This is a genomic window from Bradyrhizobium sp. 190 (genome assembly GCF_023073415.1).
Lineage (GTDB): Bacteria > Pseudomonadota > Alphaproteobacteria > Rhizobiales > Xanthobacteraceae > Bradyrhizobium.
The window spans coordinates 194,205-220,308 of sequence record NZ_JADPJL010000005.1 but is presented as its reverse complement, the minus strand read 5'-3'; the positions used below and the strand labels follow the sequence as shown (position 1 = coordinate 220,308).

Genomic DNA, 26,104 nt, shown 5'->3' with positions numbered 1-26,104 from the left:
TACGGCCTCGCATTGTTGTGCGGACCAAGTAACGGCAGGCACTTACGAAGATCAAGGCGCGCCCAGCGTATGGCCGTATGCGCGCGATGGCGGTTATTTCTTCGACGGCTAATTCTTGGACCTGGCGTCGCGCTCCCGGGTCAGGCGCTCCAGCTCTTCATTCTGCTGGCTGAGGCGGTCGGCGATGCGCGCTTCGTTCCGTTCGCCGGAGGCGGCGGCCGCCTGTTCGATCAATTGCCGGATATTGTCTTCCAGAATCCTGATCCGGCTGTTCAGTTCTGCCTGGGACAAAGAACTCTCGTTACCCATAATGCGCGCTCCGGATGATTTGTAGATATGTAGGGTGGGCAAAGGCGCGATTGCGCCGTGCCCACCATCTATCGACACCGACATCCTGAATGGTGGGCACGCTGCGCTTTGCCCACCCTACGGCTTGGTCTACGGTAGCACGTTTTGTGCTACTTCGCAGGCTCCAGCACGGAAACGTAGTTCGCCACCGCCGCACCACCCATGTTGAAGATGCCCGCGAGCCTGACGTTCTTGAGCTGCATGCCCTCGGGCGCCTGGCCGACGAGTTGCATCGCGCTCATCACATGCATGGAGACGCCGGTGGCGCCGATCGGGTGGCCCTTGGCCTTGAGGCCGCCGGACGGGTTGACCGGCAGCTTGCCGTCCTTCTGGGTCCAGCCTTCCTTGATGGCGCGGGCGCCCTGCCCGCGCGGCGTCAGGCCCATCGCTTCATATTCGATCAGTTCGGCAACCGTGAAACAGTCATGAGTTTCGACAAAGGAAAGATCAGAGAGCTGCACCCCGGCCTGCGCCAGCGCGCGCTGCCAAGCGACGGTGCAACCTTCGAACTGCAGGATGTCGCGCTTGGACATCGGCAGGAAATCCTGCGCGTGCGCGGTGGCGCGGAAGTTCACCGCCTTGCCCATGGTCTTCGCGGTTTCCGAATCCGTCAGCACCAGGGCCGCCGCGCCGTCCGACACCAGTGAACAGTCGGTGCGCTTCAGGGGACCTGCGACGAACGGGTTCTTCTCGCTCTCGGCGCGGCAGAACTCGTAACCAAAGTCCTTGCGCATCTGCGCATAGGGGTTGGCGACGCCGTTCTTGTGGTTCTTGGCCGCGATCATCGCCAGCGCGTCCGACTGGTCGCCATATTTCTGGAAGTAGCTTTGCGCGATCTTGCCGAACACCCCGGCAAAGCCGCCGACAGTGTCACCGTCCTCGGGCAGATAGGAAGCCTTCAGGAGATAACGCCCGATATCGGCCGAGGGGGTTCGCGTCATCTGCTCGACGCCGACCACCAGCACGATTTTGGCCGCGCCCGCGGCGATCGCCCGGACGCCCTGGTGCACCGCCGCTGAACCGGTTGCGCAGGCGTTCTCGACGCGCGTCGTCGGCTTGAAGCGCAACTTTGGGTCGGCCTGCAGCACCAGCGAGGCCGTAAAATCCTGCGGCGAGAAGCCGGCATTGAAATGCCCGAGCACGATCTCGTCAACGTCTTCGGCTGATATGCCGGCGTCCGCCAGCGCGTCGGTCGCAACCTTCACCACGAGGCTCTCGACGGTTTCCGCGTCGAACTTGCCGAATGGCGTGTGCGCCCACCCGACGATGCTGGCTGTCATGGTCGTCTCCCTGTTTCGGTTCTGAAGCCTTTGTAGCCTATCGGGAAAAAGACTTCACGCCGGTTTCAGCGATTTTATCGCCCGCGCGCACATGGCGGTTATGCCGGCCCAGTTACCGGACCGGATGTCCGAAGCCGGGCAGAGCCAGGAACCGCCCACCGCCACGACATTCGGCTCAGCCAGCCAGGCCGCCGCGTTGGCCTCGCCGATGCCGCCGGTCGGGCACACCCGAATATTGGGAAACGGCCCCGCCAGCGCGCGCAGTGCCTTGATACCGCCGGCCTGCTCAGCGGGAAAGAATTTCACGAGATCGAAGCCGGCTGCCAGTGCCTGCATCAGCTCCGAAGCTGTCGCGATCCCCGGCGCAAACGGCAGGCCGCTCGCGGCAGCGGCTTTCAATAGTTCCGGCGTCGTCCCCGGGCTGATGCCGAATTTGGCCCCGAGCGCGCGGGCTCGCGCCAGATCGTCGGCATTCAAAATCGTGCCGATACCGACAATTGCTTCCGGCACCTCCGCGATCATGGCCTTGGCGGCGTCTGCGGCGACCGGCGTTCGCAGGGTAACCTCCAGCACGCGCACGCCGCCCGCAACCAGCGCACGCGCCAGCGGCACCGCATCCTCGAGCCGTTCGATGGTGAGCACGGGGATGACGATAGCGGACTTGAAGATGGTGGCGAGTTGTTCCTGCCTTGTGGCTGCGGTCATGGCGATGCCTTGCGAGAGGTAGCGGGAATAAGTCCGGGCGGCATCGCCGCGCGCGGGATGATCGCCCCGGGATGGCATACCACAACGCCAGCCAGACGATGCCCCGCCCGGGCGGCCTCAATCGGATCCGCGCCGACGAGGCGGGCGGCCACGTAGGCAGCCGCAAAACTGTCGCCGGCCGCCGTCGTATCGACGACGGGCTCCTCCACCGGCTTCGCCTTGATCGGATAAGGAACGCCTTCCAGGCGCACGATACTCGCCGGCTCGGAAAGCTTCAGCACCACCTCGGACCCGGGAATCCGCGCCAGCAAGGCTTCGTTGGTTACGCCCGGATAGAGCGGCAGGAGATCCTCGGTCGAAGCCAGCACAATATCGGCTGCGGCAAAGGCCTCCTGGAAAACGGCGCGTGCGACGTCGAGATCGGGCCAGCCGCGCGCCCGGAAATTGGTATCGAAAACGAAACGTGCGCCACTTTCACGCGCGCCCTTGAGCGCCTCGAACAGCCGCGCCCGGCCCTCCCCGCCATAAAGCGATAGCGTGATCGCCGAGAGATAGATCAAATCATAGCCAGCCAGCGAATTCAGAATCTCCGGCGTCTGCGGCAAATCCATCAGGCTGCGGGCGGCGGCGCTGTCGCGCCAGTGAAAGAAGCGGCGCTCGCCTTTGTCGTCGGTCTGGATCATGTAGAGGCCCGGCAACTTGCCCGGCAGCCGCACCACACGCCTGGTCCCAATCCCCTCCGCCGCCCAGCCGGCGATCATTTCGTCGCTGAGGCTGTCGTCGCCGAGCGCGGTGACATAGTCGGCGTCGACACCGAGCCGGACGAGATAGACGGCGGTGTTGAGCGTGTCGCCGCCATAGCCACGCGAAAACAGGCCGGCCTCAGTCCCTTGGGCCTGCTTCAGCTCGATCATGCATTCGCCGATGCAGGCTACCTTGCTCATGACTGCATTCGCGTGAAGAAACGTGAAGTCACGTTAGCCTGCGAACTTGCCGCCCAGTTCATCCTCGATGTGAATCCGGATGATATCGTCAAACGTCTTCTCGGCCGTGGTGAAGCCGAGCTTGAGCGCGCGGTCGGCGACGAAGTCACGCGGCCAGCCAGAGACGATGCCGATGATGGTAGGATCGGGCACGCGCTTGATGCGCGCCGTGACGTTCTTGCCGGCGACGCGATCGAGGGCTGCGATCTGTTCGCCGACGGTCACCGACATGCCGGGCATGCTTAAGTTGCGCCGCGGCCCCATCGCGTTGAGGTCCATGGTGCCGGCTTGGATCAGAAAGCCCACCGCCGATTTCGGCGAGGCGTGCCAGTGCCGCACGTCTTCGGAGACCGGCAGCACCGCCTCTTCGCCGGCGAGCGGCTCGCGGATGATGTTGGAGAAGAAGCCGGAAGCCGCCTTGTTCGGCTTGCCCGGCCGCACGCAGATCGTCGGCAGTCGGATAGAGATGCCGTCGAGTAGGCCCTTGCGCGTGTAGTCGTTGATCAGCAGTTCGCAGATCGACTTCTGCGTGCCGTAGCTCGTCAGCGGCGTATGGAAGAATTCGTCGCCGATCTTTTCCGGGAACGGCGCGCCGAACACCGCGATCGAGGACGTGAATACCAGCCGCGGCTTGTAGCCGCCGCTGGCGTGGCGGATGGCATCGATCAGATATCGCGTGCCGTCGAGGTTGATCCGGTAGCCCTTGTCGAATTCCGCTTCGGCCTCGCCGGAGACGATCGCAGCGAGATGAAAGATCACGTCCGGCCGATCGGCGATCAGCGGCGCCGCCGCGCCGGCATCGGCGAAATCGGAAGCCACGACGTTGATCGGGATCGCCGCGTTGGCGGGCTTGGCGGGCGTCACCACGTCCTGCAACGTCATGCGGGTGATGTCGTGCTTGCCGAGGCGGCCTTCACGCAGCAGCCGCTCGGTCAGTTTGCGACCGACCATACCGGCGGCGCCGAGAATCAGAATGTGCAAGACCCGTCTCCTTTTTGAACTCTTCTATAGCGTTTTCAAGCGAAGTGGGACCGGTTCGCGTGAAGAAAACGCGTCAAGAGATAATGTCCGACACAGGCCTCAAGCGCTCACTCTTTCACGGCTCCCGTCATGGCCGACACATAGTGCTCGACGAAGAAGGCGTAAAGGATGACCAGCGGCAGCGAGCCCGCCAGCGCCCCCGCCATCAGCGAGCCCCAGCGATATACGTCGCCATCGACGAATTCGTTGACGATCGCGACCGGCACCGTCTTGTTGGAGGTCGATTGCAGGAATGTGAGCGCATAGATGAACTCGTTCCAGCACAGCGTGAAGCAGAAGATGAACGCCGAAATCAGCCCGGGGATCGCCAGCGGCAGCACGATCTTGACCAGGATCTGCCAGCGGCTGGCACCATCGATCAGCGCGCATTCTTCCAGCTCGTACGGGATGGTCTTGAAATAACCCATCAGCAGCCAGGTCGAGAACGGGATCAGGATGGTCGGATAGGTCAGGATCAGCGCCATCGGCGAGTCGAACAGGCCGTACTGGAATACGACGGTCGCAAGCGGGATGAACAGGATCGACGGCGGCACCAGGTAGGACAGGAAGATCAGCCCGCCGACCCACTGCGCGCCGCGATAGCGCAGGCGGACGATGGCATAGGCCGCAAGCACGCTCGCGATGATCGACAGGATGGTGGCGCAAACCGCGACATACATCGTGTTCCAGAGCCACATCGGATAGTGGCTTTCGAACAGGAGCTTGTAAAAGTGCTTGAGGGTCGGATTCCAGGTCCAGAACGGGTTGTACTTGTCGAGGTCGAGCAGTTGCTCGTCCGGTTTGATCGCTGTCAGCCCCATCCAGTAAAACGGAAACAGCAGCACGAACACGATGATCGCCAGCGGCATATAGAGCGTCACCACGCGGCGCGGCACTGACTGCAGATAGCTCATGCCCTCGCTGTGATCGTCCCTCGCAACGGTCGGCGCCGAGCTATGCAGTACGGCCTTGAGATCAATCCGCGAGGTGGGAAGGTCAGTCATTGTTTTCACCCTGCTGCCACTTGCGGCGCTGCAGCCCGAACCAGGAAACCATGATCGCGGCGAGCAGGAACGGGATCATCGCGCTCGAGATCGCAGCGCCCTCGCCGAGCTGGCCGGCGATGATGGCGCGCTGATACGACAATGTCGCCATCAGGTGCGTTGCGTTGACCGGACCACCCCGCGTCATCGCCCAGATCAGCTGGAAGTCGGTGAAGGTAAACAGCACGGAGAACGTCATCACCACGGCGATGATCGGAGTCAGCAGCGGATAGGTGATAAAGCGGAACATCTCCCACTTCGACGCGCCATCGAGCGTCGCCGCTTCATAGAGCGAGGGTTGCACCGTCTGCAGGCCGGCGAGCAGCGTGATTGCGACAAAGGGAACGCCGCGCCAAATATTGGCGAAGATCACGCATACCCGCGCCCAGGTGACATCACCGAGGAAGTTGATGTTCTCGGTGATCACGCCCATCTGCTTCAGCGACCACGAGATGATCGAGAATTGCGAATCGAAGATCCACCAGAACGCCAGCGCAGACAGCACGGTCGGAACGATGAACGGGATCAGCACCAGCGCGCGCAGCATCGCCTTGAACGGCATGTTCTCGTTCAGCAGCAGCGCCAGATAGAGCCCGATCCCGAATTTGATCGCGCTGGCGATGAATGTGTACAGAAGCGTGTTGAATACCGACAGCCAGAAGATGCTGTCGCCCCACAACCACTCATAATTCTCGGTCCCGATGAATTCGCCGGGCCGGCCGATCTTTGCGTCGGTGAACGAGATCCAGACGCCGAGGCCCAACGGATAGGCCAGGAAGAATATCAGGAACGCCATCGCCGGCAGCATGAACCAGAAACCGAGCCAGTTGTGGTTGGTCCTGAGCTGATCCCACGCGGTGGCCTCGCGAATCTGCCGCTTGGCCGTCCGGGGTTGCATTGCGATGTCAGCCATTAGCGAAATCCCGCGATGTCATCGACGGCATTACCGTCGTCCGCATTTTCTGGTTGAAGCGAGCCGCAATCGCTCGCGGCTCGCTTCAGTGTCGTCAGCGATAGATGCGCTTCAACTGCCGTTCCGTCACCGCGATCGCGCCCTTGGCGTCCTCGCGTCCGGTGCAGTAGTTGGCGAACATGTCGACCACCAGGAAGTCGGCGATCGCAGTCGCCGCCTTCTCGCCGGGCGTACCGACTCCGGATGCCGGAAGCGCGCGCTTGCTGGCCTGGCTGAATACCTGGTTCTTCGGGTCCGCGGTCCAGACTGGCGAGTTGTCATAGGCATTCAGCGTGTGGGTGAGATAGCCCCGCGCGCCGGTCAGCCACTTGTCGTAATTTTCCTTCTCGAGCATGAACGCGACGAAGGCTTTTGCGGCGTTCGGGTACTTGGTGAACTTGAACGCCAGGATCGGAACGCAAAGCTGCAGTTCGGTCGGCTTTCCGATCGGACCGACCGGCCACAGCGCATGATATGTGTCTTCCGTGAGTTCCTTCTTGGAAGCATCGTCCTTGGCCGCGACATAGATCGAGATGCCGTTGGCGGTGCAATGCAGTTCGCCCGACAGATACGCCTTGTTGTTCGACGAATCGTTCCAGGACGCGACGCCGGGAATGAAGGTGTCGGACAGGGCCTTGCAGTATTCGAGCGCCTTGACGGTCTCGGGCGAGTTGATGACGACCTTGTTGTCCTTGTCGACGGTGTAGGCGCCGTGCCCCCAGAGGATCCAGTGCAGCCAGGCATTGGCGTCGCCCGAGGCGTGACCGAGCGGGAAACCGGCCGGCGTGTTGTTCTTCTTCAACGCCTTGCACATTTCGAGGAAGCCGGGGAAGTCCTTCGGAAAATCCTTGAAGCCGGCCTTTTCAACGGACGACTTGCGATAGGTCATGTAACCGCCGATGGTCGCGACCGGGATGCCGAGCCAGTTGTTGCCCTGCTTGCAGGTCACCGCGGCTGCGTCGGTCCACCCGCCATACTTCTTGCCGAGATAGTCGGCTACGTCGTTCATCTGCAGCACCTGCGACGGGAACAGCTGCGGCAGCGTATGCAGCCCCCAGGCGAGGTCGAGACCCGAGCCGGTGTTGGCGGCGACCGCAGCCTTCGGCTGCACGTCCTCGAAGGACTCGCTGAATACGTTCATTTCAGTGCCGGTAGCGGCCTTGAATGCCGCGACCATGGCGTTGAACGCGTCATCTTCCGCCGGCACGAAGCGCCTCCAGCGCATCACCGTGAGCTTGGCGCCCTTCTCTGCCTTCCACGGCGCCGATTGCGCCCAGGCCTTGGCAAAGTCGAACAACGCCGACCCCGTGAGCGCGCCGGTTGCCGCAAGCGCGGTGCCGCCCTGAAGCAGGGTACGGCGGGTAAAATCCTGCATAGTCCATCCTCCCGTTGATTTATAATTTTGACTTTATTTTTTAGGCGTTCAGTCGTTTCCCGGTCTGCTCGTCGAACAGATGCACGAGTGCCGGGTCTGGCTTCAGCCGGACCTTGTCGCCCGGGTTGAATTGATGACGTTCGCGGAATACGGCGACGACCTGCTCGCCGCCGAGCTTGGCGAATACTTGCGTTTCCGAGCCAGTCGGCTCGACCACGACGATCTCGGCTTCGGCGCCGTCATCGGCGATGGTGAAATGTTCGGGACGGACGCCATAAACTGCGGGCCGCCCTTCCGAATTGGCCGGTGCCGATGCCAGCGGCAGCTTGACGCCATTGGGCCCCTCAAAGCCGGCGCTACCGTTCGACTTCACCTGACCCTTGAGGAAGTTCATCGCCGGCGAGCCGATGAAGCCCGCCACGAACTGGTTGGCAGGGGTGTCGTAGAGCTCGAGCGGTGTGCCCATCTGCTCGACGATGCCATCATGCATCACGACGATCTTGTCGGCCATGGTCATGGCCTCGATCTGGTCGTGGGTGACGTAGACGGTCGTAGTCTTAAGCCGCTGGTGCAGCTCCTTGATTTCAGTGCGCATCGCGACGCGCAGCTTGGCGTCGAGGTTGGAAAGCGGCTCATCAAACAGGAACACCTGCGGATCGCGTACGATGGCGCGGCCCATCGCGACGCGTTGGCGCTGGCCGCCCGACAATTGCCGGGGATAGCGCTCGAGCAGCGGCGTCAGGGCCAGGATTTCCGCGGCGCGCTTGACGCCGTTCGAGATTTCATCGGCACTCGCGCCGCGCAGCTTGAGCGAGAAGCCCATATTGTCGGCGACCGTCATGTGCGGATAGAGCGCGTAGTTCTGGAACACCATCGCGATGTCGCGCTCTTTCGGCTGGACATTGTTGACGACGCGATCGCCGATCGAAATGGTTCCCGAGGTGATGTTTTCGAGCCCGGCAAGCATCCGCAGCAAGGTCGATTTGCCGCAGCCGGAGGGGCCGACCAGCACGACGAACTCGCCATCCTCGATCGGAATCGACACGCCGTGCAAAACTTCAAAATTGCCGAACGACTTCCGCACGTCGCGAATCTGTACCGACGACATCGAATTCTCTCCCCTCATCTTTGTTTTGTGGCGCCACGGGTGGGCGGCGGCGCTCTGCTGTCTTTTCGACTTTAATGACGGAAGCCGAATTCAACCATCATCATCATCCGCAGTTTGGCGGTTTTTAGCAATCCGATGGTAGCGCTGTCAATAATTGTTCAAACGTCTAATCTGTTGTGATATGAGCGCAAGATGGGACGAAAACAGACAAAGTCTGGCAAAATCCGCCTCACCGAGGTCGCCAAGCTCGCTGGCGTCAGCCCAATCACGGCATCGCGTTTTTTCAGGAACCCCGAAGCGCTGTCGTTAAGCAAGCGGGAACGCGTTGATAGCGCCGTGAAGGAACTGGGTTACGTCCCCAATCTCGCCGCGCGCGCACTTGCCTCGCACCGCACCGAAGTCATCGGCGTCGTGATCCCTTCCCTCACCAACAACGTATTCGCCGATGTGTTGCGCGGCATCTACGATTCTTCCGAAGGCAGCCGCTACACCATTCAGCTTGCCAATACCCGCTACAGCATCCTGCAAGAGGAAAAGGTGCTGCGTCTGTTCCGGGCGCAGAAGCCCGCGGGATTGATCGTCACCGGCATCAACCAGACCGCGGAATCGCGCACGATCCTGGAATCCATGAATTGCCCGGTCACACAGATCATGGAGATCGGCGACAGTCCTGTCGATATGATGGTTGGCTTCTCGCATTACGATGCAGCTTTTGCGGCGATTTCGCACATCCTCGAGCAAGGACGCCGTCGCATCGGATTTCTTGGCGCGCGAATGGACCCTCGCGTGCAGCGGCGGTTCGAGGGGTATCGAGATGCCATGAAGGCGGCCGCGCTGTTCGACCCCGCCCTCATCGTCACGACTTCGGTGCCGACCACCGTCACGCTCGGCGGCACGCTGTTCGCCGACCTCCTTGCGCAGACGCCCGATATCGACGCGGTCTTCTGCGTCAACGACGACCTCGCACTCGGCGTCCTGTTCGAATGCCAGCGCCGGCAGATATCGGTTCCCCGCGATCTGGCCATTGTCGGCTTCAACGACCTGGAATTCACCGCCTCCGCGGTCCCCGCCCTCAGCAGCGTGCGCACCAATCGCTACGAAATGGGCCGGCACGCTGTCACCATGGTCATAGACGCGATCGAGGGCCGTCGCCCGCAGGAGCCGGTCATCGACCTTGGCTTTCAGTTGATGGTTCGCGAAAGTTCGATGCCCTCAAGCACCTGATGATACGCCGCTCGCGACATGCGTCACGGTGCGGCAGAAAATGGTAGCGCTATCTTTTCGGCCGGATTAGGATCGAGTCCGAAGATCTGAATTGGGCGCGGCCAGCCGCGTTTGCGGCGGATGAAATTTTCAGCATGGAGCAAGTGCTGCCATGTTTTGAGCCGCCACCAGTTTGCAGTGCGGGAGGAAATCAATGAAAAAAAGCGACAACAAGGCCCCCACCAACGGCAAGGGCCGGAGGCTACGTTCCCTCGAGTGGTTCGACAACCCGCATAACCCGGGAATGACCGCGCTCTATCTCGAGCGCTATCTCAATTACGGCCTGACGCGCGCGGAATTGCAGTCTGGCAAGCCGATCATCGGCATCGCCCAGACCGGCAATGACCTCTCCCCGTGCAACCGCCACCATCTCGAACTGGCGCACCGGGTGCGCGAGGGCATCCGCGAAGCCGGCGGCATCGCGATGGAATTTCCGACGCATCCGATTCAGGAAACCGGCAAGCGGCCGACCGCGGCGCTCGACCGCAACCTCGCCTATCTCGGCCTGGTCGAAATCCTGTTCGGCTATCCGCTCGATGGCGTGGTGCTGACCACCGGCTGCGACAAGACCACGCCGGCCTGCATGATGGCGGCGGCGACGGTCAATCTACCCGCGATCGTGCTTTCCGGTGGACCGATGCTCAATGGCTGGTTCAACGGTGAGCGCACCGGCTCCGGCACCATCGTCTGGAAGCAACGCGAACGGCTTGCCGCCGGCGAGATCGACTACAACGAGTTCATCGAAATCGTGTCCTCCTCGGCCCCCTCGGTCGGCCACTGCAACACGATGGGCACCGCCTCGACCATGAACTCGCTTGCCGAAGCGCTCGGCATGTCGCTGCCGGGATGCGCGGCGATCCCCGCGCCGTACCGCGAACGCGGCCAGATCGCTTACGAAACCGGCAAGCGGATCGTCGAGATGGTTTGGGAGGATCTCAAGCCGTCCGACATCCTGACCCGCAAGGCGTTCGAGAACTGCATCGCAGTGAATTCGGCGATCGGCGGCTCAACCAACGCGCCGATCCATATCAACGCGCTGGCGCGGCATATCGGCGTCGAGCTATCGATCGACGACTGGCAGAAACATGGCCATGACATCCCGCTACTGGTGAACATGCAGCCGGCCGGCTTCTATCTCGGCGAAGAATATCATCGCGCCGGCGGCGTACCGGCGGTGGTGCGCGAATTGATGGCGCACAAGCGCATCCATGAGGACGCCGTGACGGTCAACGGCCGCACCATGGGCGAAAACTGCCGCGAGGCGGCCAAACCCGACGGCGACGTGATCTGGAGCTACGACAAGCCGCTGGTGAAGGATGCGGGCTTCCTGGTGCTGCGCGGCAACCTGTTCGATTCCGCGATCATGAAAACCAGCGTGATCTCGAAGGAATTTCGCGACCGCTACCTGATCAATCCCAAAGACCCGAATGCGTTCGAGGGACGCGCCATCGTGTTCGAGGGGCCTGAGGATTATCACGACCGCATCGACGATCCCTCGCTCAACATCGACGAGCACTGCGTGCTGTTCATCCGCGGCGCCGGGCCGATCGGCTATCCCGGCGGTGCCGAGGTCGTGAACATGCAGCCCCCGGCGGCGCTGATCAAACGCGGTATCCTGTCGCTGCCCTGTATCGGCGACGGAAGGCAGTCCGGCACCTCGGGCTCGCCGTCGATCCTCAACGCCTCGCCGGAGGCCGCCGCCGACGGCGGGCTTGCGATCCTGCGGACCGGCGACAAGGTTCGCATCGACCTCAACAAGGGCGACGCCAACATCCTGATCACGAGCGATGAATTGAAGAAGCGTCGTGCCGAACTGAAGGACAAGGGCGGCTTCCCCTACCCGGCCAACCAGACGCCCTGGCAGGAGGTCTATCGCTCGACCGTCGGCCAGCAGGCCACCGGCGCCTGCATGGAACTCGCCACGCGCTATCAAAATATAGCGGGCACGGTCGGCGTGGCGCGGGATAATCATTAGGCAACGGCCGTCATTGCGAGCGCAGCGAAGCAATCCACCGCACAGAGACTATGGATTGCTTCGTCGCTTCAGCGCAAAATTGCTTTGCAATTTTGTCGCGAGCTCCTCGCAATGATGAAGAAAAAAGGAAAAGAAAACATGTCAGATCGACTGAAGGGAAAGCGCGCTGTTGTGACCGCCGCGGCGGCGGGCATCGGGCGTGCATGCGCAATAGCATTCGCGCGTGAAGGTGCCACGGTGATCGCCACCGACATCAATGAAAGCGGCATCGCCACCCTGGGCAAGGAAGGTATCGCCGAGACCGCACGGCTCGACGTTCGCAGCACCACCGAGGTGGACACCTTCGCCAAGCGCATTGGAAAGATCGACATCCTGCTCAATGCGGCGGGCTTCGTGCACCACGGAACCATCCTGGACTGTTCGGAAGAAGACTGGGACTTCTCGTTCGACCTCAACGTCAAATCCATGCACCGGACCATCAAGGCGTTTCTGCCAGCGATGCTGGCGGGCGGAGGCGGTAGCATCGTCAACATCTCGTCTTGCGCGGCGTTGAGGCCACCGGCCAACCGTTATGTCTACAGTGCGTCCAAGGCGGCGGTTTCGCTACTCACGCGCGCGATTGCGCTCGACTTCATCACCCAGGGCATCCGCTGCAACAGCATCTGCCCCGGCACCGTGGAGACACCCTCGATGCTCGACCGCGCCGCGGCCGTTGGCCCGCAGGGCAAAGAGATGTTCGTCGCCCGCCAGAAGATGGGCCGGCTGGGCACCGCCGAGGAAATCGCGGCCATGGCGGTCTATCTTGCGAGCGACGAAGCTGCGTTCACCACCGGCGTCGACCTCGTCGTCGATGGCGGCTACATGCTCTGACGTCCACGCAATCAAAGGCTTCCAGCATGAACACGATCGATCTGAACGGCCGTTGCGCCGTCGTCACCGGTGGGGCGCAGGGATTTGGGCGAGCCATCGCCGAGCGCTTCGTCGCATCAGGTGCGAAGGTGGCGATCTGGGATCACGACCAGCCGTTTGCGGAGAAGACCGCCAAGGAAATCGGCCCAGCCGTCTCGGCTTTCAAGGTCGACGTCTCCGACCTCGCCGCCGTCGAGAAAACGCGTGACGAAACGCTGAAGACGCTCGGCAAGATCGACATTCTCGTCAACAATGCCGGCATCGCCGGCATCAACAAGACGGTATGGGAGACTGACCTCGAGGAATGGCGCAAGGTGCTGCGCATCAATCTCGACGGTCCCTTCATCTGCTGCAAGGCGGTAGTGCCGGCGATGCTGCAGCAGAAATACGGCCGCATCGTCAATATCGCCTCGATCGCCGGCAAGGAAGGCAACCCGAATGCCGCGCATTATTCGGCCTCGAAGGCCGGCCTGATCGCGCTGACCAAGTCGCTCGGCAAGGAACTCGCGCAACACGACATCCTCGTCAACGCGGTGACACCAGCGGCGGCGAAAACCGCGATCTTCGACCAGCTGACGCAGCAGCACATCGACTTCATGCTGTCGAAGATCCCGAAGGGACGCTTTGTTCTCGTCGAGGAACTCGCATCGATGGTGGCGTGGCTGGCGTCGGAGGATTGCGCCTTCTCGACCGGCGCGGTGTTCGATATTTCCGGCGGCCGGGCGACATATTAGCCGGCTGCAAATAGCTGGACCAGAAGCGATGCCGTTGAAATTTCGACCGATAAACGCCAAGTCGGCCCCTGAGCCGGCCGGCGGTTATTCCCAAGCCCTGGAAACAACGAACAACACCCGGCGGCTTTACATCAGCGGTCAGATTCCCATGGCTCGCGGCGGCGCGGTGCCGGACAGTTTTGCCGGACAAGCGAAGCTTGTATGGGCCAACGTCCTTGCACAGCTCGAAGCCGCAGACATGACGATCGGCAATCTTGTGAAGGTTACGATCTTCCTGTCCGACAGAAAATACGCGCTCGAAAACCGTCAAGCGCGACAAGAGACTTTAGGGGATCACGCCCCCGCGCTTACAGTTATCATTGCGGGCATTTTCGACGAAGCCTGGCTATTGGAAATAGAAGCCATTGCCGAGGCGTAACGGATCTCACCGGGATATCAACCGCCAGAACGGCGAAGCCGCGGAGACACAATGACCAGAGAAGGCGGATGCCTGTGTGGCGCGGTCAGGTTCAAGGCCAAGGGCGAGCCGGTCAACGTCCGCATCTGCCATTGCCGCAACTGCCAGAAAGCGATGGGCTCGCCGTTCTTTGCCCGCGCGCTGTTCGACCAGCGGGCACTTACGGTCGAGGGCGACACCGCGCGCTATCCGTCATCCGAGGCGCTCGACCGGGTGTTCTGCAAGGTTTGCGGGACGCGGCTGTTTTCCCGGCGGACCAACGGCACCGTAGTCGGCGTCGCGCTCGCCGTCTTCGACGACCGCAACGCCTTTGCACCGACCGAGCATATCTGGGTCTCGGAAAAGATGGCCTGGGTGCGGCTCGACGATAGTTTACCGCAATATCAGGAGACGGTTCCGTAGCCTGGATGGAGCGCCAGCGTAATCCGGGATTGTTTGATATGCGGATGGACCGATCCCGGATTGCGCTTCGCTCCATCCGGGCTACGATGCCGGGTAAACTGGGGCAGACCGCGTGAACATCACACTCTACGGCATTTCGGTCTGGATTCTCCCGCTCCTGATCGCGATCACTTTCCACGAGGCTGCTCACGCCTTCGTGGCATACAAGCTCGGCGACAACACCGCCTGGCAACTCGGCCGGGTCAGCTTCAATCCGTTCAAGCATATCGACCCGTTCGGGACGGTAATTCTTCCGGGCGTTCTCGTGCTGTCGCATTCGCCGTTTGTGTTCGGCTACGCCAAGCCGGTGCCGGTGAATTTCCGGAACCTTAACCATCCGCGGCTCGACATGGTCTGGGTGGCGCTGGCCGGGCCGGCTACCAATATCATTCTGGCGATCATCGTGGCGTTGGCCTTCCACGCCGTGCCCCTGGTACCGGCCGAGGCGGCCAAATGGACCTACGACAACCTCAAAAATGCTTTCCTGATCAATATCCTGTTGGCGATCTTCAACATGATGCCGATCCCGCCGCTGGACGGCGGCCGGGTCGCCGTTGGGCTGTTGCCGCAGGTGCTGGCTTACCCGCTGTCGCGGCTGGAACCCTATGGGATGCTGATCCTGCTCGGTCTTTTGATCCTGCTTCCGGTCATCGGCACGCAACTCGGCCTAAATCTTGATGTTATTTCGCCGATACTGCGAACACTGATCGGTTATGTGGGAAGCGCTCTTCTCTTCATCACCGGCAACGCATAAACTTCAGATAGAATAGCATAGGGAAGAACCGACCCAGGCCATGGCGACCAAAGCTGCCGATATGCTGATTGCACGACGCGCCGACACCCGCGCGAGGGCAGATTTTGCAACCTGGAAAATGATCGCCCAGCTCAACGGCTTTTCCGCCCTGCCCGCCGAAGCGCAGAACTTCCTTGAAGGCTACCGGCAGTTATTGGCGAGGATGACCGAGGCGGACGCATCCGAGGTCACCATCCAGCTCATGTACAAGAGCTATTATGCCGAGATGGGCGGCTCCGGAACGCCACCCGAAATTCCCTCGCGCGCGACCGAGCCGGCCGCCGACACCGGCAACGTCACCGCGTTCCGACGGCCGCCCCCACGGCCCAAGGCTGCCGCATCCGGCCCGGCGACAAAACGGCCCCTCCCGGTGGCGCTGATCTTTGCGTGCCTTGCCGTGGTGTATGTCAGCATCCGCTATTACTGGCGCTGACGCGAGCGCCTTCCCGCGCCGGTTGAATTCTGCAAACCATCACCTCACGGCCAAGCTGCGTAGGACGGGCCGCTACGCGCGTGCTCCAACCGTATCTGTCGGCGATAGTTCCCCGGTGACGCGCCGCGGTACTTGCGGAAGAAGCGATTGAAATAGGCCGGATCGCGGAAACCCAGACCGTATCCGATCTGCTCGACGGGAAGGTCGAGCTGCTGCAGCCGCATGCAGGCTTCGCGAACCAGCCGTTCGTGGATGATCGCGCGCGGGCCGCAGTTCTTCTCGCGTTGGCAATGGGCATGCAGCTTGTCGGAGGTGACGCCAAGCGCATCCGCATAGCGCGCCACCGGCCAGCCATCACGATAATGCAGCTCGACCATTTGCAGGAAATTGCCGACCAGCGCCGGACCGCCGCCACGCGCCGCCACCTCGTGACGATCATCATGCGAGGCGCTGAGCCGCCAGAGCTGCAAACACAGCAGAAGCAAATGCGAGGATATCAGCGTCGCGCCGCCAAAACCGGGCGTGCGCAGCTCCGCCACGATGGCGCGGCATGATTCAGCGATCGTGTCGAGAGTTGGTGGAAGCGCCTTTCCGGCGATCAATGCGACGCGTTCGGTGGTCCTGCGCAGATGCAGCGCCTCGGCATTGCCGGCGACGATCTTGATCAGGAAATCATCGTCTACCGACAACAGGAACCCGTGCGCGCCCGGCCCCACTTCCACCGTCGCATCGATGCTCCCCGGCAGCCAAAGCAGCGCCGGCGCTTCAAGCGCAACGCCGGTCCCGTGCCATGACGCATGGCCGCGATCCGATTGCAGCAGCAACAGATGCGCCCGGCGCCCGGACTTCTGACGGATCACCCACGATCGCGCCGCCAGCGATGCCGAAAACACCTCCGCACGCACCGCCAGCGCGATCCCGACCGGCAATCCGTTCAGCCCTGGTGATGCCGACATACCCCGTCTCCTGAGACAATCCGCCGCCTGTGAACAGGCCGAATTGCCAGAAAAGTACAATCTTTCCCCGGCTTCGTCCAATTCCAAGCATCCCGGGACCTCCCCTAACGTCAGGGCGATCATGAGCGCCAGTTCAATGGCGCCGGCAGATGCACCCCGGGGAGGACAACATGACGACATTCCTGACGCGACGCACGGCACTGCTTGTGGCCGCCACCTGCGCCGCCACGCTCGGCTTGGCCGCCGTCGCGCAAGCCCAAACCTCGATCAAGATCGGCTACGCGATTTCGCGCACCGGCCCCAACACCGGCGGCGCCGCCGTCACCACGATCCCCAACTACGAATTGTGGGTGAAGGAAGTGAATGCCGCCGGTGGCATCAAGCTCGGCGACAAGCGCGTCCCGATCGAGGTCGTGCAATATGACGACCGCTCCAACGCCGAAGAGGCCGTGCGCGCGCTGGAGCGGTTGATCAACCAGGACAAGGTCGATTTCATCCTGCCGCCATGGGGCACCGGTCTCAATCTGGCGGTCGGCCCGACGCTCAACCGCGAAGGCTATCCGCACCTGGCCGCCACCGCCGTTACCGACCGCGCGCCGGAACTCGCAAAACGCTGGCCTAACAGTTTCTGGATGCTCGGCACCAGCGCCGATGCCGCCAAGACACTGGTCGAATTGCTGAACAAACTGCGCGATGAAAAGAAGATCGGCGATACGGTAGCGATGGTCAGCATTGCCGACGGCTTCGGAATCGACCTGTCGAGCGCGGCGCGGCCGGCGCTCACCAACGCGAAATTCAAGCTCGCCTACGACAAGAGCTATCCGATCGGCACGCAGGATCTCGCGCCCATCATCAACGACGTGAAGGCGCTCAATCCGGACGTCTTCATTGCCTTCAGCTATCCGCCGGACACACTGGCGCTGACCGAGCAATCACGCATCGCCGGCTTCAATCCGAAGGTGTTCTACACCGGGGTCGGCACCGCCTTCCCGCTCTATCGCGGAAAGTTCGGCAAGAACACCGAAGGCGTGATGGGCATCGGCGGCTGGAGCGGCGACAGCCCGGCGATCAAGGACTATCTCGCCCGCCACAAGGCCTCCGCCGCCAACGGCGCCGAGCCGGACCGCTGGGCCAGCGCCGTCACCTATGCCAGCCTGCAGATGCTGCAGCAAGCGATCGAACGCGTCGGCAAGATCGACCGTGCCGCCGTCATCAAGGACCTGCAGACCGGCTCGTTCGATACCGTGATCGGCAAGGTCAAGCTCGAGAACAACATGCCGACGCGTTACTGGTGGGTCGGCCAGTGGCAGGACGGCGAGTTCTACGGCATCGCTCCGGCCGGCAATGAAGGTGCGCGTAAAGCGATCGTTCCGAAGCCGGCGTGGGTGGCGCCGTAACGTCACACTAACGCGGCCGGTCTTGTCATGACGAACGCTATCCTGACCGGCCTGATGCTGGGCGGCATGTATGCGCTCATCGCCATGGGGCTCACGCTCCAGTACGGCGTTGCGCGCATCATGAATCTCTCCTACGGCGAGTTTCTGATCGCCGCTGCCTTTGCATCGCACTGGCTGTTCACGGGCTGGGCGGTCAGTCCGTTTGTCGGACTGGCGCTGGTCGTTCCCGCGGCCTTCCTGCTGAATTTCATCGTCTACAAGCTGCTGCTCACGCCGCTGGTGCGCCGTGCGCCCAACCGCGACGCGCTCGAGGTCGACAGCATTCTCGCGACCTTCGGGCTCACCTTCGTCATTCAGGGCTCGATGCTGGCGCTGTTCGGCGGCGCCTATTACAGCTACTCGTTCCTCGCCTTCCCGGTGCAGTTTCTCGGCGAGACCGTCGCCGCCAACCGCCTCGCCGCGCTCGGCATCACCATCCTGCTTGGCCTTGTGCTCTATCTGGCGCTGACACGAACCCGCGCCGGCACGGCGGTACGCGCCGTTGCCGTCGATCCCTTTGCCGCCCAGCTTGTCGCCATCAACGTTCCACAGGCCTCTGCCCTGACCTTTGCATTGGGCGGCGCGCTGGTCGCCGCGGCCGGCGTGCTGGTCAGCACATTCCTCACCTTCAGCGCGTCATCCGGCGTGGTCTTCACCATGAAGGCGTTGATCGTCGTCGTGATGGGCGGCGTCGGCAACATGCTCGGCTGCCTGGTTGCGGGCCTAGCGCTTGGTCTCAGCGAGTCACTGGTTGCCTCCTATGTCGATCCCGGGTTGACGCTAGCGGTCAACTTCGCCCTGTTTCTCGCCGTGCTGCTGGTGAAGCCGGCCGGGCTGTTCGGCAGGGCGACACGATGAACGCGCGAGCCGCAGGCCTTGGCGTCCTCGCGCTGGCAGCCCTTGTACTGCTGGCCTTCGTGCCGCGTCTCGGCAACGCTTACTATCTCGCGCTCGCCATCAGCCTCTTGCAGTACACCGTGCTGGCTACGGCCTGGGGCATGTTCTCTGGGCCCACACGCTACGTCTCGCTGGCAACAACCGCCTTCTTTGGCATCGGTGCCTACACCGTCGCCGTGCTCGGCGAGATATTGCCCTGGCCGCTGGTGCTGCTGATCGCCGCGGCGCTCGGCGCTTTCGTGGCTGCCATTGTCGGGCTCTCGACGCTGCGGCTGAGCGGCGTGTACTTCGTCATCTTCACGTTCGGACTGACGGAGTTGATCCGCCAGCTCGTGGTCTGGTTCGAGGTCAACAAGTCGCGCGTGCTCGGCCGCTATGTCTTCGTCGACATCACCCAGGCCGATATTTACTGGCAGTTGCTGGCGCTCACCGCCGCCGTATTCCTGCTGGGCTGGCTGATCGCGCGGTCGCGGCTCGGCTTTGCGCTGCGCGTGATCGGCGAAGATGAGACCGTCGCAAAACATTGCGGGATCAATACCACCTTCGCCAAGGTCGCCCTGTTCACGATCAGCGCCACCGTCATGACGCTGGTCGGCGCAATCATGGCGCCGCGATGGACCTATATCGAACCATCGATCGCCTTCAATTCAATGATCTCGTTTCAGGTGCTGATCATGGCGTTGCTCGGCGGCGCGCACCGGCTGTGGGGACCGGTGCTCGGCGCCGTGCCGCTGACCCTGCTGTTCGAGCTCCTGAGCGCGCGCTTTCCGAATACGTTCACGATCATCCTCGGCTGCATCTTCCTGCTGATCGTTTACATGCTGCCGCGGGGCGTCGCGGGATTGTTCGAGAAGCTGTCGGCGACGGCGGGCGGCAAAGCCACCGGACGGGTGGCCGCATGAGCCGGGAAAACGGAACACCGGTACTCGAGGTCGCCGGCCTGCGGCGCGCGTTCGGCGGGCTGGTCGCGGTCAACGACCTCGGCTTTGCGGTCGCGCAAGGCGAGATCATGGGCCTGCTCGGCCCCAACGGGTCCGGCAAGACGACGGCGCTCAATTTGATGTCGGGCGTGCTGCGTCCCGATGCCGGCACCGTCCGCCTGATGGGCCGGGACATCGCCGGCCTTGCGTCGTACCGAATCGCGCGGCTTGGCCTGGCGCGGACATTTCAGCTCGTCCGCGTGCTCGACGGCATGGACTGCCGCGAGAATATCAAAGCGGGGCTGGCATTCCAGAAGCCGCATTTGCCCGCCACTGAGGCGGAGGTTCGGATCGACACGCTCCTTGATCGCGTCGGCCTTGCCGGGCACGACCGGCGGCCGGCGGCCGACCTCACCTATATCGACCGCAAGCGCCTGGAGCTCGCACGCGCCCTCGCCGCCAAGCCGCGGCTACTGCTGCTCGACGAATGGCTCGCGGGCTTAAATCCATCCGAACTCATGATAGGCATCGACCTGATCCGGTCGTTGAAGGCTGATGGCATCACCATCGTGCTGGTCGAGCACGTGATGAACGCGGTGCGCGCGCTTTGCGATCGTTGCGTCGTGATGAGCAGCGGCCGCAAGATCGCCGAGGGCGCAACCGCTGATGTTCTGAGCGATGCGGCCGTCGTGAAGGCCTATCTCGGCGGGGTGGCCGCCGATGCTTGAGGTCGCAAATCTCAGCCTGGCCTATGGCCTGCATCGCGCGCTCGACGGCGTCGCGCTCAACGTCGGGCGCGGCGAGATCGTGACGATTCTCGGCGCCAATGGCGCGGGCAAGACCTCGCTGCTGAAAGCCATCGCGGGCGTCGTGCGTACGCTTCCGGGCAAGCAGGTGAGCCTTGCCGGCCGCGATATCTCGGCGCTCCCGGCACACGAGATCGTCGAAAGCGGGCTGGCGCTGGTGCCCGAAGGCCGCGGCATCTTCGGCGACCTGACGGTGAAGGAAAATCTCCTGCTCGGCGCCAACCCGAAGCGCGCCCGCGACGGCGAAACGGCGCGGCGCGAACAGGTGCTCGGGCTGTTTCCCCGCCTGCGCGAACGCGCCGCCCAGATCGCGCGCACCATGAGCGGCGGCGAACAGCAGATGCTCGCCATCGGCCGCGCGCTGATGTCCAATCCGGATATCCTGCTGCTCGACGAACCCTCGCTCGGGCTCTCACCCGCTATGGTGCAGGAGTTGTTCGCCACGCTGCGACGGGTACGCGAGGCCGGCGTCGGATTGCTGCTCGTGGAGCAGAACGCGCAGGAGAGCCTGCGGATCGCCGACCGCGGCTATGTGCTCGAAAACGGCATCATCGTCGGGCACAGCACTGCCGATCAGTTGAAGGCCGATCCAGCCGTCCAGCGCGCCTATCTCGGCGGTGCCCCGCCGACCACCGCACCATCATCGTAACGCCACGCCAAAGGAGAAAGCCATGTACGAAATCTCGCTGCTGCTCGAGAGCAAGGATGTCCCGGCGTCGAACGGCGCAACGTTCGATCGGCTCAACCCGGTCACCGGTGACATCGCAAGCCGCGCCGCGGCAGCCCAGATCGCGGATGCGAAGCGGGCAGCCGACACAGCCGCAGCCGCCTTCCCGGCCTGGTCCGCCACCGGCCCGAATGCGCGGCGCGCGATCCTGCTGAAAGCCGCTGATCTTCTGGCATCGAAGGCACCGCAGTTCATCGAACTGATGGCCGCCGAAACCGGCGCGACCGCCGGCTGGGCCGGCTTCAACGTTCACCTCGCCGCCGGCATGCTGCGCGAGGCGGCCGCCATGACCACGCAGATTTCAGGCGAGGTCATCCCCTCGGACAAGCCGGGCTGCATCGCCATGGCCGTTCGCCAGCCTGCGGGCGTAGTGCTGAGCATGGCGCCGTGGAACGCGCCGGTCATTCTCGGCGTGCGCGCCATCGCCTTGCCGCTGGCCTGCGGCAACACGGTGGTGCTGAAGGCCTCCGAAATCTGTCCGGGCACCCATCGGCTGATCGCGGAATGCCTGCGCGACGCCGGCCTCCCACCGGGCGTCCTCAACGTCATCACCAACGCGCCGGAAGATGCCCCTGCCCTGATCGAAATGCTGATCGGCCATCCCGCCGTGCGCCGGGTCAATTTCACCGGCTCGACGCGCGTCGGCCGCATCATCGCGCAGGTCGCGGCCAAATATCTCAAGCCGGCGCTGCTCGAACTCGGCGGCAAGGCGCCGATGATCGTGCTCGACGATGCCGATATCGATGCCGCGGTGGCCGCGGCTGCGTTCGGCGCCTTCATGAACCAGGGCCAGATCTGCATGTCGACCGAGCGCCTCGTGGTCGACGAGAAGATCGCTGACGCGTTCGTGACAAAGCTGGCCGCGAAAGCCGGATCGCTGGTCGCCGGCGATCCCCGCAAGGGCAACGCGCCGCTGGGGTCCTTGATCGGCACCGATGCCGCGGCCCGCATCCAGGCCTTGATCAATGACGCCGTCAGCAAGGGCGCCAAGGTGGTCGCAGGAGGCCGCAGCGAAGGCACGCTGATGTCCGCAACGGTCATCGACGGCGTCAACTCGTCGATGCGCATCTACGGCGAGGAGTCGTTCGGGCCTGTCGTCTGCGTCGTGCGCGTCAACGGTGTGGACGAAGCCGTGCGCGTCGCCAACGACACCGAATACGGGCTATCAGCCGCCGTATTCGGCCGCGATATTGCCCGCGCATTCGAGATCGCCAAACGGATCGATTCCGGCATCTGCCATGTCAACGGTCCCACCGTTCACGACGAGGCGCAGATGCCGTTCGGCGGCGTCAAGGCTTCAGGCTATGGCCGCTTCGGCGGCAAGGCCGGCATTGCCGAATTCACGGAATTGCGCTGGATCACGATCGAGACCGGACCTCAGCATTATCCGATCTAACGGGTAATGCGAGGCGTCAGCTCTTGGTCTTGACGCGGAAGATCACCGGCAGGGTGAAAGTCAGGCCTTCGTCGGCGATGACAGGCGGTGGCATCGGCACCGGATCGGAGCGCCGCACCATCGCCAGCGCCGCTTCGTCGAAGGCCGGATCGCCCGAGCCCTTTTCGATATCGGTCGAGAGCACGTGGCCCATGCGGTTGAGCGTGAAGCGAATCTGGATCTCGGCGGATTTTTGCTGCCGTTCCTTAGGATAGCGCTTGTGCTTGTCGAGATGCGCGACCAGCTCCTTCTGCCAGGTCGCGCGTGCACGCCGCGCGCTCTCGCCGGTGCCGATTACCGGCGCGACGGAACGCTGTCCTTCCGGCATTTCCTCGGAACTTGGCGTCGCGGTGGCTTCGGCAGCAATCGACTCGGTGGACGCCTGCGTCTGCACCGCCGCGATCTTCGGATCGTCCTCTTTGGGCTTTTTCGACTCGTTCTCCGTCACCGCCCGGTCGGCCTCTTCCGGCTCCGTCGGCTTGTCCTGCGGCAGGTCGGTTTCCTTCACCTCCGCCTGCTGCTCGGCGAGTTGGGGCGACGCTGCGGAAGCATCGGTGTCCGGACCCGGCGGCAGGTCGGTCACCTCACGGCGCACGGCGGCCATTTCGAGTCCGATCTCGATCGCCGTTGCGCCGAGCGCGTCATCGGCTTCCTCGGTCTGCAAATGCGCAATCGCCAGCGCCGCACCGCCGACGTGAAGCGCGAGCGCGATCACCGCTGCGGAAATCCAGAGCCGCCGGGATGGCTTTTGCTCGTCGAGACCGGTCAAGGCTTTGCCGGCGCCGCTTGCGACGCCGCTCCATCTGGAACGCCTTCGAGCGCCACCAGCTTGAGCTTGGAATAGCCGCCGGCGCGCAGGATTTCGAGCACGTCCATCAATTCGCCATAGGGCACGGCGCGATCGGCACGCAGGAAGACGTAGCGCTCCTTGCTGGCATCCGGCATCGCATCAAGCGAGCGCACCAGGTCGACGCGCTTCACCATGTTCTCACCGATCGCAACCGAGAGATCCGGCTTGATGCTCACATAAGTGGGCTTGTCCGGCTTCTTCTGCGGCGTTGCGGTCGATGTCGGCAAATCGATCGGCAGATCGACGGTCGATAGCGGCGCCGCGACCATGAAGATGATCAGCAGGACGAGAATGACGTCGATGAAGGGCGTGACGTTGATCTCGTGCGATTCCGCAAAATCGCTGTCGTCATCAAGGTCGTTTTCTGCAATCGAAGCGCCCATCGCCTACTCCGCCGCCCCACGGCCGCGCTGCCCGCCGCTGACGTGCGTGCGGTCGAGATCGCGCGACAATAGGCGCCCTGCAGCGCCTGACGCCCGGCTAACCAGTTCCAGGTAGCCCTTGGTCACGCGCGAAAAGTGATTGTAGATGATGACGGCGGGGATCGCCGCAACCAGGCCGATCGCTGTGGCGAGCAGCGCCTCGGCGATGCCGGGCGCCACTACGGCGAGGTTCGTGGTCTGCGATTTCGAAATGCCGATGAAGCTGTTCATGATGCCCCAGACGGTGCCGAACAGTCCGACGAAGGGCGACGTTGCGCCGATGGTTGCCAATAGGCCCATGCCGAGCCGGATCCGCCGCGCCTCGGCGCGCACGATTTCGGCAAAACTGGAAGCGGCGCGCTCCTTGATGCCGGCATCGCTCGATATGCCGGCCGACAGCCGCGCCTCGCGCATCGCTGCCGCGAGGAAGGACGCCAGCACGCTGCCCTTGGCGCCCAGCGCGAACTGCGCTTCTGCCAGCGACCGCGAGTCGGCGATCTTGGCCAGAGCCGAGCGCACCTTGCGCTGAACCACGGACAGTTCAAGCATCTTGGCGATGAAGATGGTCCAAGTCACCAGCGAGGCAAAGGCAAGGCCTATCATGACCGCCTTGACCACCACGTCGGCCGACGTGAACATCGTCCACGGCGACAATTCTTTTAGTTCGGCGGCCGCGGCCTTCAAAAGCTTTCCTTCACGTTCGGCCGGCGTCGCCGCCGCATCGGAAGGCGCGGCAGGCTGAACTGACTGCGCCGCCGGGGCAACGGGCACCTGCGATACGGCAGGCGCCTGCTGGGCCACGGGTGCTGATGGTGCCGCAGGGGTCGTGCCCTGCTGGGCCGACGACGACCCCGCCAGCGACAGCATCGCCAGCGCGAAAATCATCGCAAAAGTCGTCACGCGAGAAAGAGACATGTTCTTCATACTTCGGCCCAGTAGCGGATCAGGTTGTGATAGATACCGGTCAATTTGACCGTTTCAGGGTCGTCTCGCCCAAGCCGCTCCACCAGGGCCTGGATCGAGGTATCGAGATCGAAGATCAGGCTGCGGGCGTGAACATCCCGTACCATGCTCTGCAGCCGGAAAAAAGACGCCACGCGCATACCTCGTGTGACGGGCGTTACCAAATGCAAACTAGACGCAGGATAAAGCACGAGGTCCCCGGCCGCGAGCTTGATTTCGTGGGAACCATAGAGATCCTCGACCACCAGTTCGCCCCCGTCATACTCGTCCGGCTCCGACAGAAACAGCGTCACCAACAAATCGGTCCGGATCCGCTGGCCGGTGAGACGATCTCCCCTCACCGCGTTGTCGACATGGAGGCCGAAATGGTGCCCGCCGGAGGCCACGTAGCGATCAAATAGCGGCGGAAAGATCTGCAGCGGGATCGCCGCCGAGAGGAATTTCGGACTGGCGGTCAGCGCCGACAGCACGCGATTGCCGAACGTGCGCGCGACCTCGCAACAGCGGAGACCTTCTGACCGAGTGCGCTTACCGCTGCTTCAAGGCGAAGCGACCTCGGTGCCTTTGCAAGATTCATCAAGTCCTCCTGATCAATTTTTTTTCGGCAAATCGACCAGCCTATGGTCCCTCGCGGTAGGTACCGAGCGAAAATTTTGGGGTCAACGCGATTGGGCCGATACTCCGGTTGAATCCGTTCAGATCACAGCGATTCTAATCTGTAGTTTGAAATGGTTCTAAAGCTGCTTTGGAGGCGCCGCTAAAGAGACGCAGGCAACGCCGTAAAATCAGGCATTAGTTGCATCGTCGCTTCATGACTATCACTAGGTGCTCAGCGACTTTATCGGCGAGAACTATTCATCGACCGTCGATTGC

27 protein-coding genes and 1 pseudogene are annotated in these 26,104 nt (G+C 62.8%); 14 read left to right on the top strand and 14 right to left on the bottom strand.

Annotated features, from left to right (window positions below):
• Window positions 1-108: 108 nt before the first annotated feature.
• The 9 genes from IVB22_RS02260 to IVB22_RS02220 form a co-directional block, all read right to left on the bottom strand.
• Window positions 109-309 carry a hypothetical protein gene (locus tag IVB22_RS02260; protein WP_247515957.1) on the bottom strand — a complete coding sequence of 67 codons (201 nt, stop codon included), beginning with the start codon at window positions 307-309 and terminating at the stop codon, window positions 109-111.
• 149 nt (window positions 310-458) lie between these two features.
• Window positions 459-1,628 (bottom strand): acetyl-CoA acetyltransferase, encoded by a 1,170-nt coding sequence (locus IVB22_RS02255; protein ID WP_247515683.1) that lies wholly within the window; start codon window positions 1,626-1,628, stop codon window positions 459-461.
• Window positions 1,629-1,682: 54 nt separating this feature from the next.
• The gene (eda, locus tag IVB22_RS02250; protein ID WP_247515682.1) at window positions 1,683-2,333 is read right to left on the bottom strand and encodes a bifunctional 4-hydroxy-2-oxoglutarate aldolase/2-dehydro-3-deoxy-phosphogluconate aldolase; all 651 of its coding nucleotides are present in this window, start codon (window positions 2,331-2,333) and stop codon (window positions 1,683-1,685) included.
• Window positions 2,330-3,277, bottom strand: a complete 948-nt coding sequence (locus tag IVB22_RS02245) for a sugar kinase (protein WP_247515681.1) — start codon at window positions 3,275-3,277, stop codon at window positions 2,330-2,332. Before IVB22_RS02245 ends, eda begins: the two co-directional genes overlap by 4 nt.
• Window positions 3,278-3,310: 33 nt before the next feature.
• The gene (denD, locus tag IVB22_RS02240) at window positions 3,311-4,297 is read right to left on the bottom strand and encodes a D-erythronate dehydrogenase (protein WP_247515680.1); all 987 of its coding nucleotides are present in this window, start codon (window positions 4,295-4,297) and stop codon (window positions 3,311-3,313) included.
• A gap of 107 nt (window positions 4,298-4,404) precedes the next feature.
• Window positions 4,405-5,340 carry a carbohydrate ABC transporter permease gene (locus tag IVB22_RS02235; RefSeq protein ID WP_247515679.1) on the bottom strand — a complete coding sequence of 312 codons (936 nt, stop codon included), beginning with the start codon at window positions 5,338-5,340 and terminating at the stop codon, window positions 4,405-4,407.
• Entirely contained in the window at window positions 5,333-6,292 is a 960-nt protein-coding gene (locus tag IVB22_RS02230; RefSeq protein ID WP_247515678.1) for a carbohydrate ABC transporter permease, read from the bottom strand. Before IVB22_RS02230 ends, IVB22_RS02235 begins: the two co-directional genes overlap by 8 nt.
• A gap of 94 nt (window positions 6,293-6,386) precedes the next feature.
• Window positions 6,387-7,706, bottom strand: coding sequence for an ABC transporter substrate-binding protein (locus IVB22_RS02225; protein WP_247515677.1), 1,320 nt, complete (start codon window positions 7,704-7,706; stop codon window positions 6,387-6,389).
• 40 nt (window positions 7,707-7,746) lie between these two features.
• Window positions 7,747-8,814: an ABC transporter ATP-binding protein gene (locus tag IVB22_RS02220; RefSeq protein ID WP_214487199.1), complete on the bottom strand. Its 1,068-nt coding sequence runs from the start codon at window positions 8,812-8,814 to the stop codon at window positions 7,747-7,749.
• A 192-nt stretch (window positions 8,815-9,006) separates the two neighbouring features.
• Here IVB22_RS02220 and IVB22_RS02215 point away from each other — a divergent pair, with 192 nt between their 5' ends.
• From IVB22_RS02215 to IVB22_RS02180, 8 genes are all read left to right on the top strand, one after another.
• Complete coding sequence (locus tag IVB22_RS02215) at window positions 9,007-10,038, top strand: LacI family DNA-binding transcriptional regulator (protein ID WP_247515676.1); 1,032 nt, start codon at window positions 9,007-9,009, stop codon at window positions 10,036-10,038.
• A 193-nt stretch (window positions 10,039-10,231) separates the two neighbouring features.
• The gene (locus IVB22_RS02210; protein ID WP_247515675.1) at window positions 10,232-12,052 is read left to right on the top strand and encodes an IlvD/Edd family dehydratase; all 1,821 of its coding nucleotides are present in this window, start codon (window positions 10,232-10,234) and stop codon (window positions 12,050-12,052) included.
• A 138-nt stretch (window positions 12,053-12,190) separates the two neighbouring features.
• Window positions 12,191-12,922: an SDR family oxidoreductase gene (locus IVB22_RS02205; protein WP_247515674.1), complete on the top strand. Its 732-nt coding sequence runs from the start codon at window positions 12,191-12,193 to the stop codon at window positions 12,920-12,922.
• A gap of 26 nt (window positions 12,923-12,948) precedes the next feature.
• Window positions 12,949-13,695 carry an SDR family NAD(P)-dependent oxidoreductase gene (locus IVB22_RS02200; RefSeq protein WP_247515673.1) on the top strand — a complete coding sequence of 249 codons (747 nt, stop codon included), beginning with the start codon at window positions 12,949-12,951 and terminating at the stop codon, window positions 13,693-13,695.
• A gap of 34 nt (window positions 13,696-13,729) precedes the next feature.
• A complete protein-coding gene (locus tag IVB22_RS02195) occupies window positions 13,730-14,113 on the top strand; it encodes a RidA family protein (protein ID WP_247515956.1) in 384 nt (127 codons plus the stop codon).
• Between the two features lie 51 nt (window positions 14,114-14,164).
• Window positions 14,165-14,554 carry a GFA family protein gene (locus IVB22_RS02190; protein ID WP_247515672.1) on the top strand — a complete coding sequence of 130 codons (390 nt, stop codon included), beginning with the start codon at window positions 14,165-14,167 and terminating at the stop codon, window positions 14,552-14,554.
• 112 nt (window positions 14,555-14,666) lie between these two features.
• Window positions 14,667-15,347: a site-2 protease family protein gene (locus tag IVB22_RS02185; protein WP_247515671.1), complete on the top strand. Its 681-nt coding sequence runs from the start codon at window positions 14,667-14,669 to the stop codon at window positions 15,345-15,347.
• A gap of 61 nt (window positions 15,348-15,408) precedes the next feature.
• Window positions 15,409-15,819, top strand: coding sequence for a hypothetical protein (locus IVB22_RS02180; RefSeq protein WP_247515955.1), 411 nt, complete (start codon window positions 15,409-15,411; stop codon window positions 15,817-15,819).
• Window positions 15,820-15,863: 44 nt separating this feature from the next.
• On the opposite strand, the gene IVB22_RS02175 is transcribed toward IVB22_RS02180, so the two are convergent.
• The gene (locus IVB22_RS02175; RefSeq protein ID WP_247515670.1) at window positions 15,864-16,775 is read right to left on the bottom strand and encodes a helix-turn-helix domain-containing protein; all 912 of its coding nucleotides are present in this window, start codon (window positions 16,773-16,775) and stop codon (window positions 15,864-15,866) included.
• Window positions 16,776-16,945: 170 nt separating this feature from the next.
• Here IVB22_RS02175 and IVB22_RS02170 point away from each other — a divergent pair, with 170 nt between their 5' ends.
• From IVB22_RS02170 to IVB22_RS02145, 6 genes are read left to right on the top strand one after another with little or no spacing between them, the layout of a single operon-like run.
• Entirely contained in the window at window positions 16,946-18,172 is a 1,227-nt protein-coding gene (locus tag IVB22_RS02170) for an amino acid ABC transporter substrate-binding protein (protein WP_247515669.1), read from the top strand.
• Window positions 18,173-18,199: 27 nt separating this feature from the next.
• Window positions 18,200-19,069 (top strand): branched-chain amino acid ABC transporter permease, encoded by an 870-nt coding sequence (locus tag IVB22_RS02165; RefSeq protein WP_247515668.1) that lies wholly within the window; start codon window positions 18,200-18,202, stop codon window positions 19,067-19,069.
• Window positions 19,066-20,010: a branched-chain amino acid ABC transporter permease gene (locus IVB22_RS02160; protein WP_247515667.1), complete on the top strand. Its 945-nt coding sequence runs from the start codon at window positions 19,066-19,068 to the stop codon at window positions 20,008-20,010. Before IVB22_RS02165 ends, IVB22_RS02160 begins: the two co-directional genes overlap by 4 nt.
• The gene (locus IVB22_RS02155) at window positions 20,007-20,756 is read left to right on the top strand and encodes an ABC transporter ATP-binding protein (protein ID WP_247515666.1); all 750 of its coding nucleotides are present in this window, start codon (window positions 20,007-20,009) and stop codon (window positions 20,754-20,756) included. Before IVB22_RS02160 ends, IVB22_RS02155 begins: the two co-directional genes overlap by 4 nt.
• Window positions 20,749-21,483: an ABC transporter ATP-binding protein gene (locus IVB22_RS02150; protein ID WP_247515665.1), complete on the top strand. Its 735-nt coding sequence runs from the start codon at window positions 20,749-20,751 to the stop codon at window positions 21,481-21,483. Before IVB22_RS02155 ends, IVB22_RS02150 begins: the two co-directional genes overlap by 8 nt.
• Window positions 21,484-21,505: 22 nt before the next feature.
• The gene (locus IVB22_RS02145; protein WP_247515664.1) at window positions 21,506-22,957 is read left to right on the top strand and encodes an aldehyde dehydrogenase; all 1,452 of its coding nucleotides are present in this window, start codon (window positions 21,506-21,508) and stop codon (window positions 22,955-22,957) included.
• Between the two features lie 16 nt (window positions 22,958-22,973).
• On the opposite strand, the gene IVB22_RS02140 is transcribed toward IVB22_RS02145, so the two are convergent.
• The 4 genes and pseudogenes from IVB22_RS02140 to IVB22_RS02125 form a co-directional block, all read right to left on the bottom strand.
• Window positions 22,974-23,765, bottom strand: coding sequence for an energy transducer TonB (locus IVB22_RS02140; RefSeq protein ID WP_247515663.1), 792 nt, complete (start codon window positions 23,763-23,765; stop codon window positions 22,974-22,976).
• Entirely contained in the window at window positions 23,762-24,229 is a 468-nt protein-coding gene (gene exbD / locus IVB22_RS02135; RefSeq protein WP_247515662.1) for a TonB system transport protein ExbD, read from the bottom strand. The genes IVB22_RS02140 and exbD overlap by 4 nt, the downstream gene beginning before the upstream one ends.
• A 3-nt stretch (window positions 24,230-24,232) precedes the next feature.
• Complete coding sequence (gene exbB, locus IVB22_RS02130) at window positions 24,233-25,192, bottom strand: tonB-system energizer ExbB (RefSeq protein ID WP_374207436.1); 960 nt, start codon at window positions 25,190-25,192, stop codon at window positions 24,233-24,235.
• Window positions 25,189-25,728, bottom strand: a pseudogene (locus tag IVB22_RS02125) (Fe2+-dependent dioxygenase); the annotation flags it as partial. The gene exbB and the pseudogene IVB22_RS02125, both read right to left, overlap by 4 nt.
• Between the last annotated feature and the right edge of the window lie 376 nt (window positions 25,729-26,104).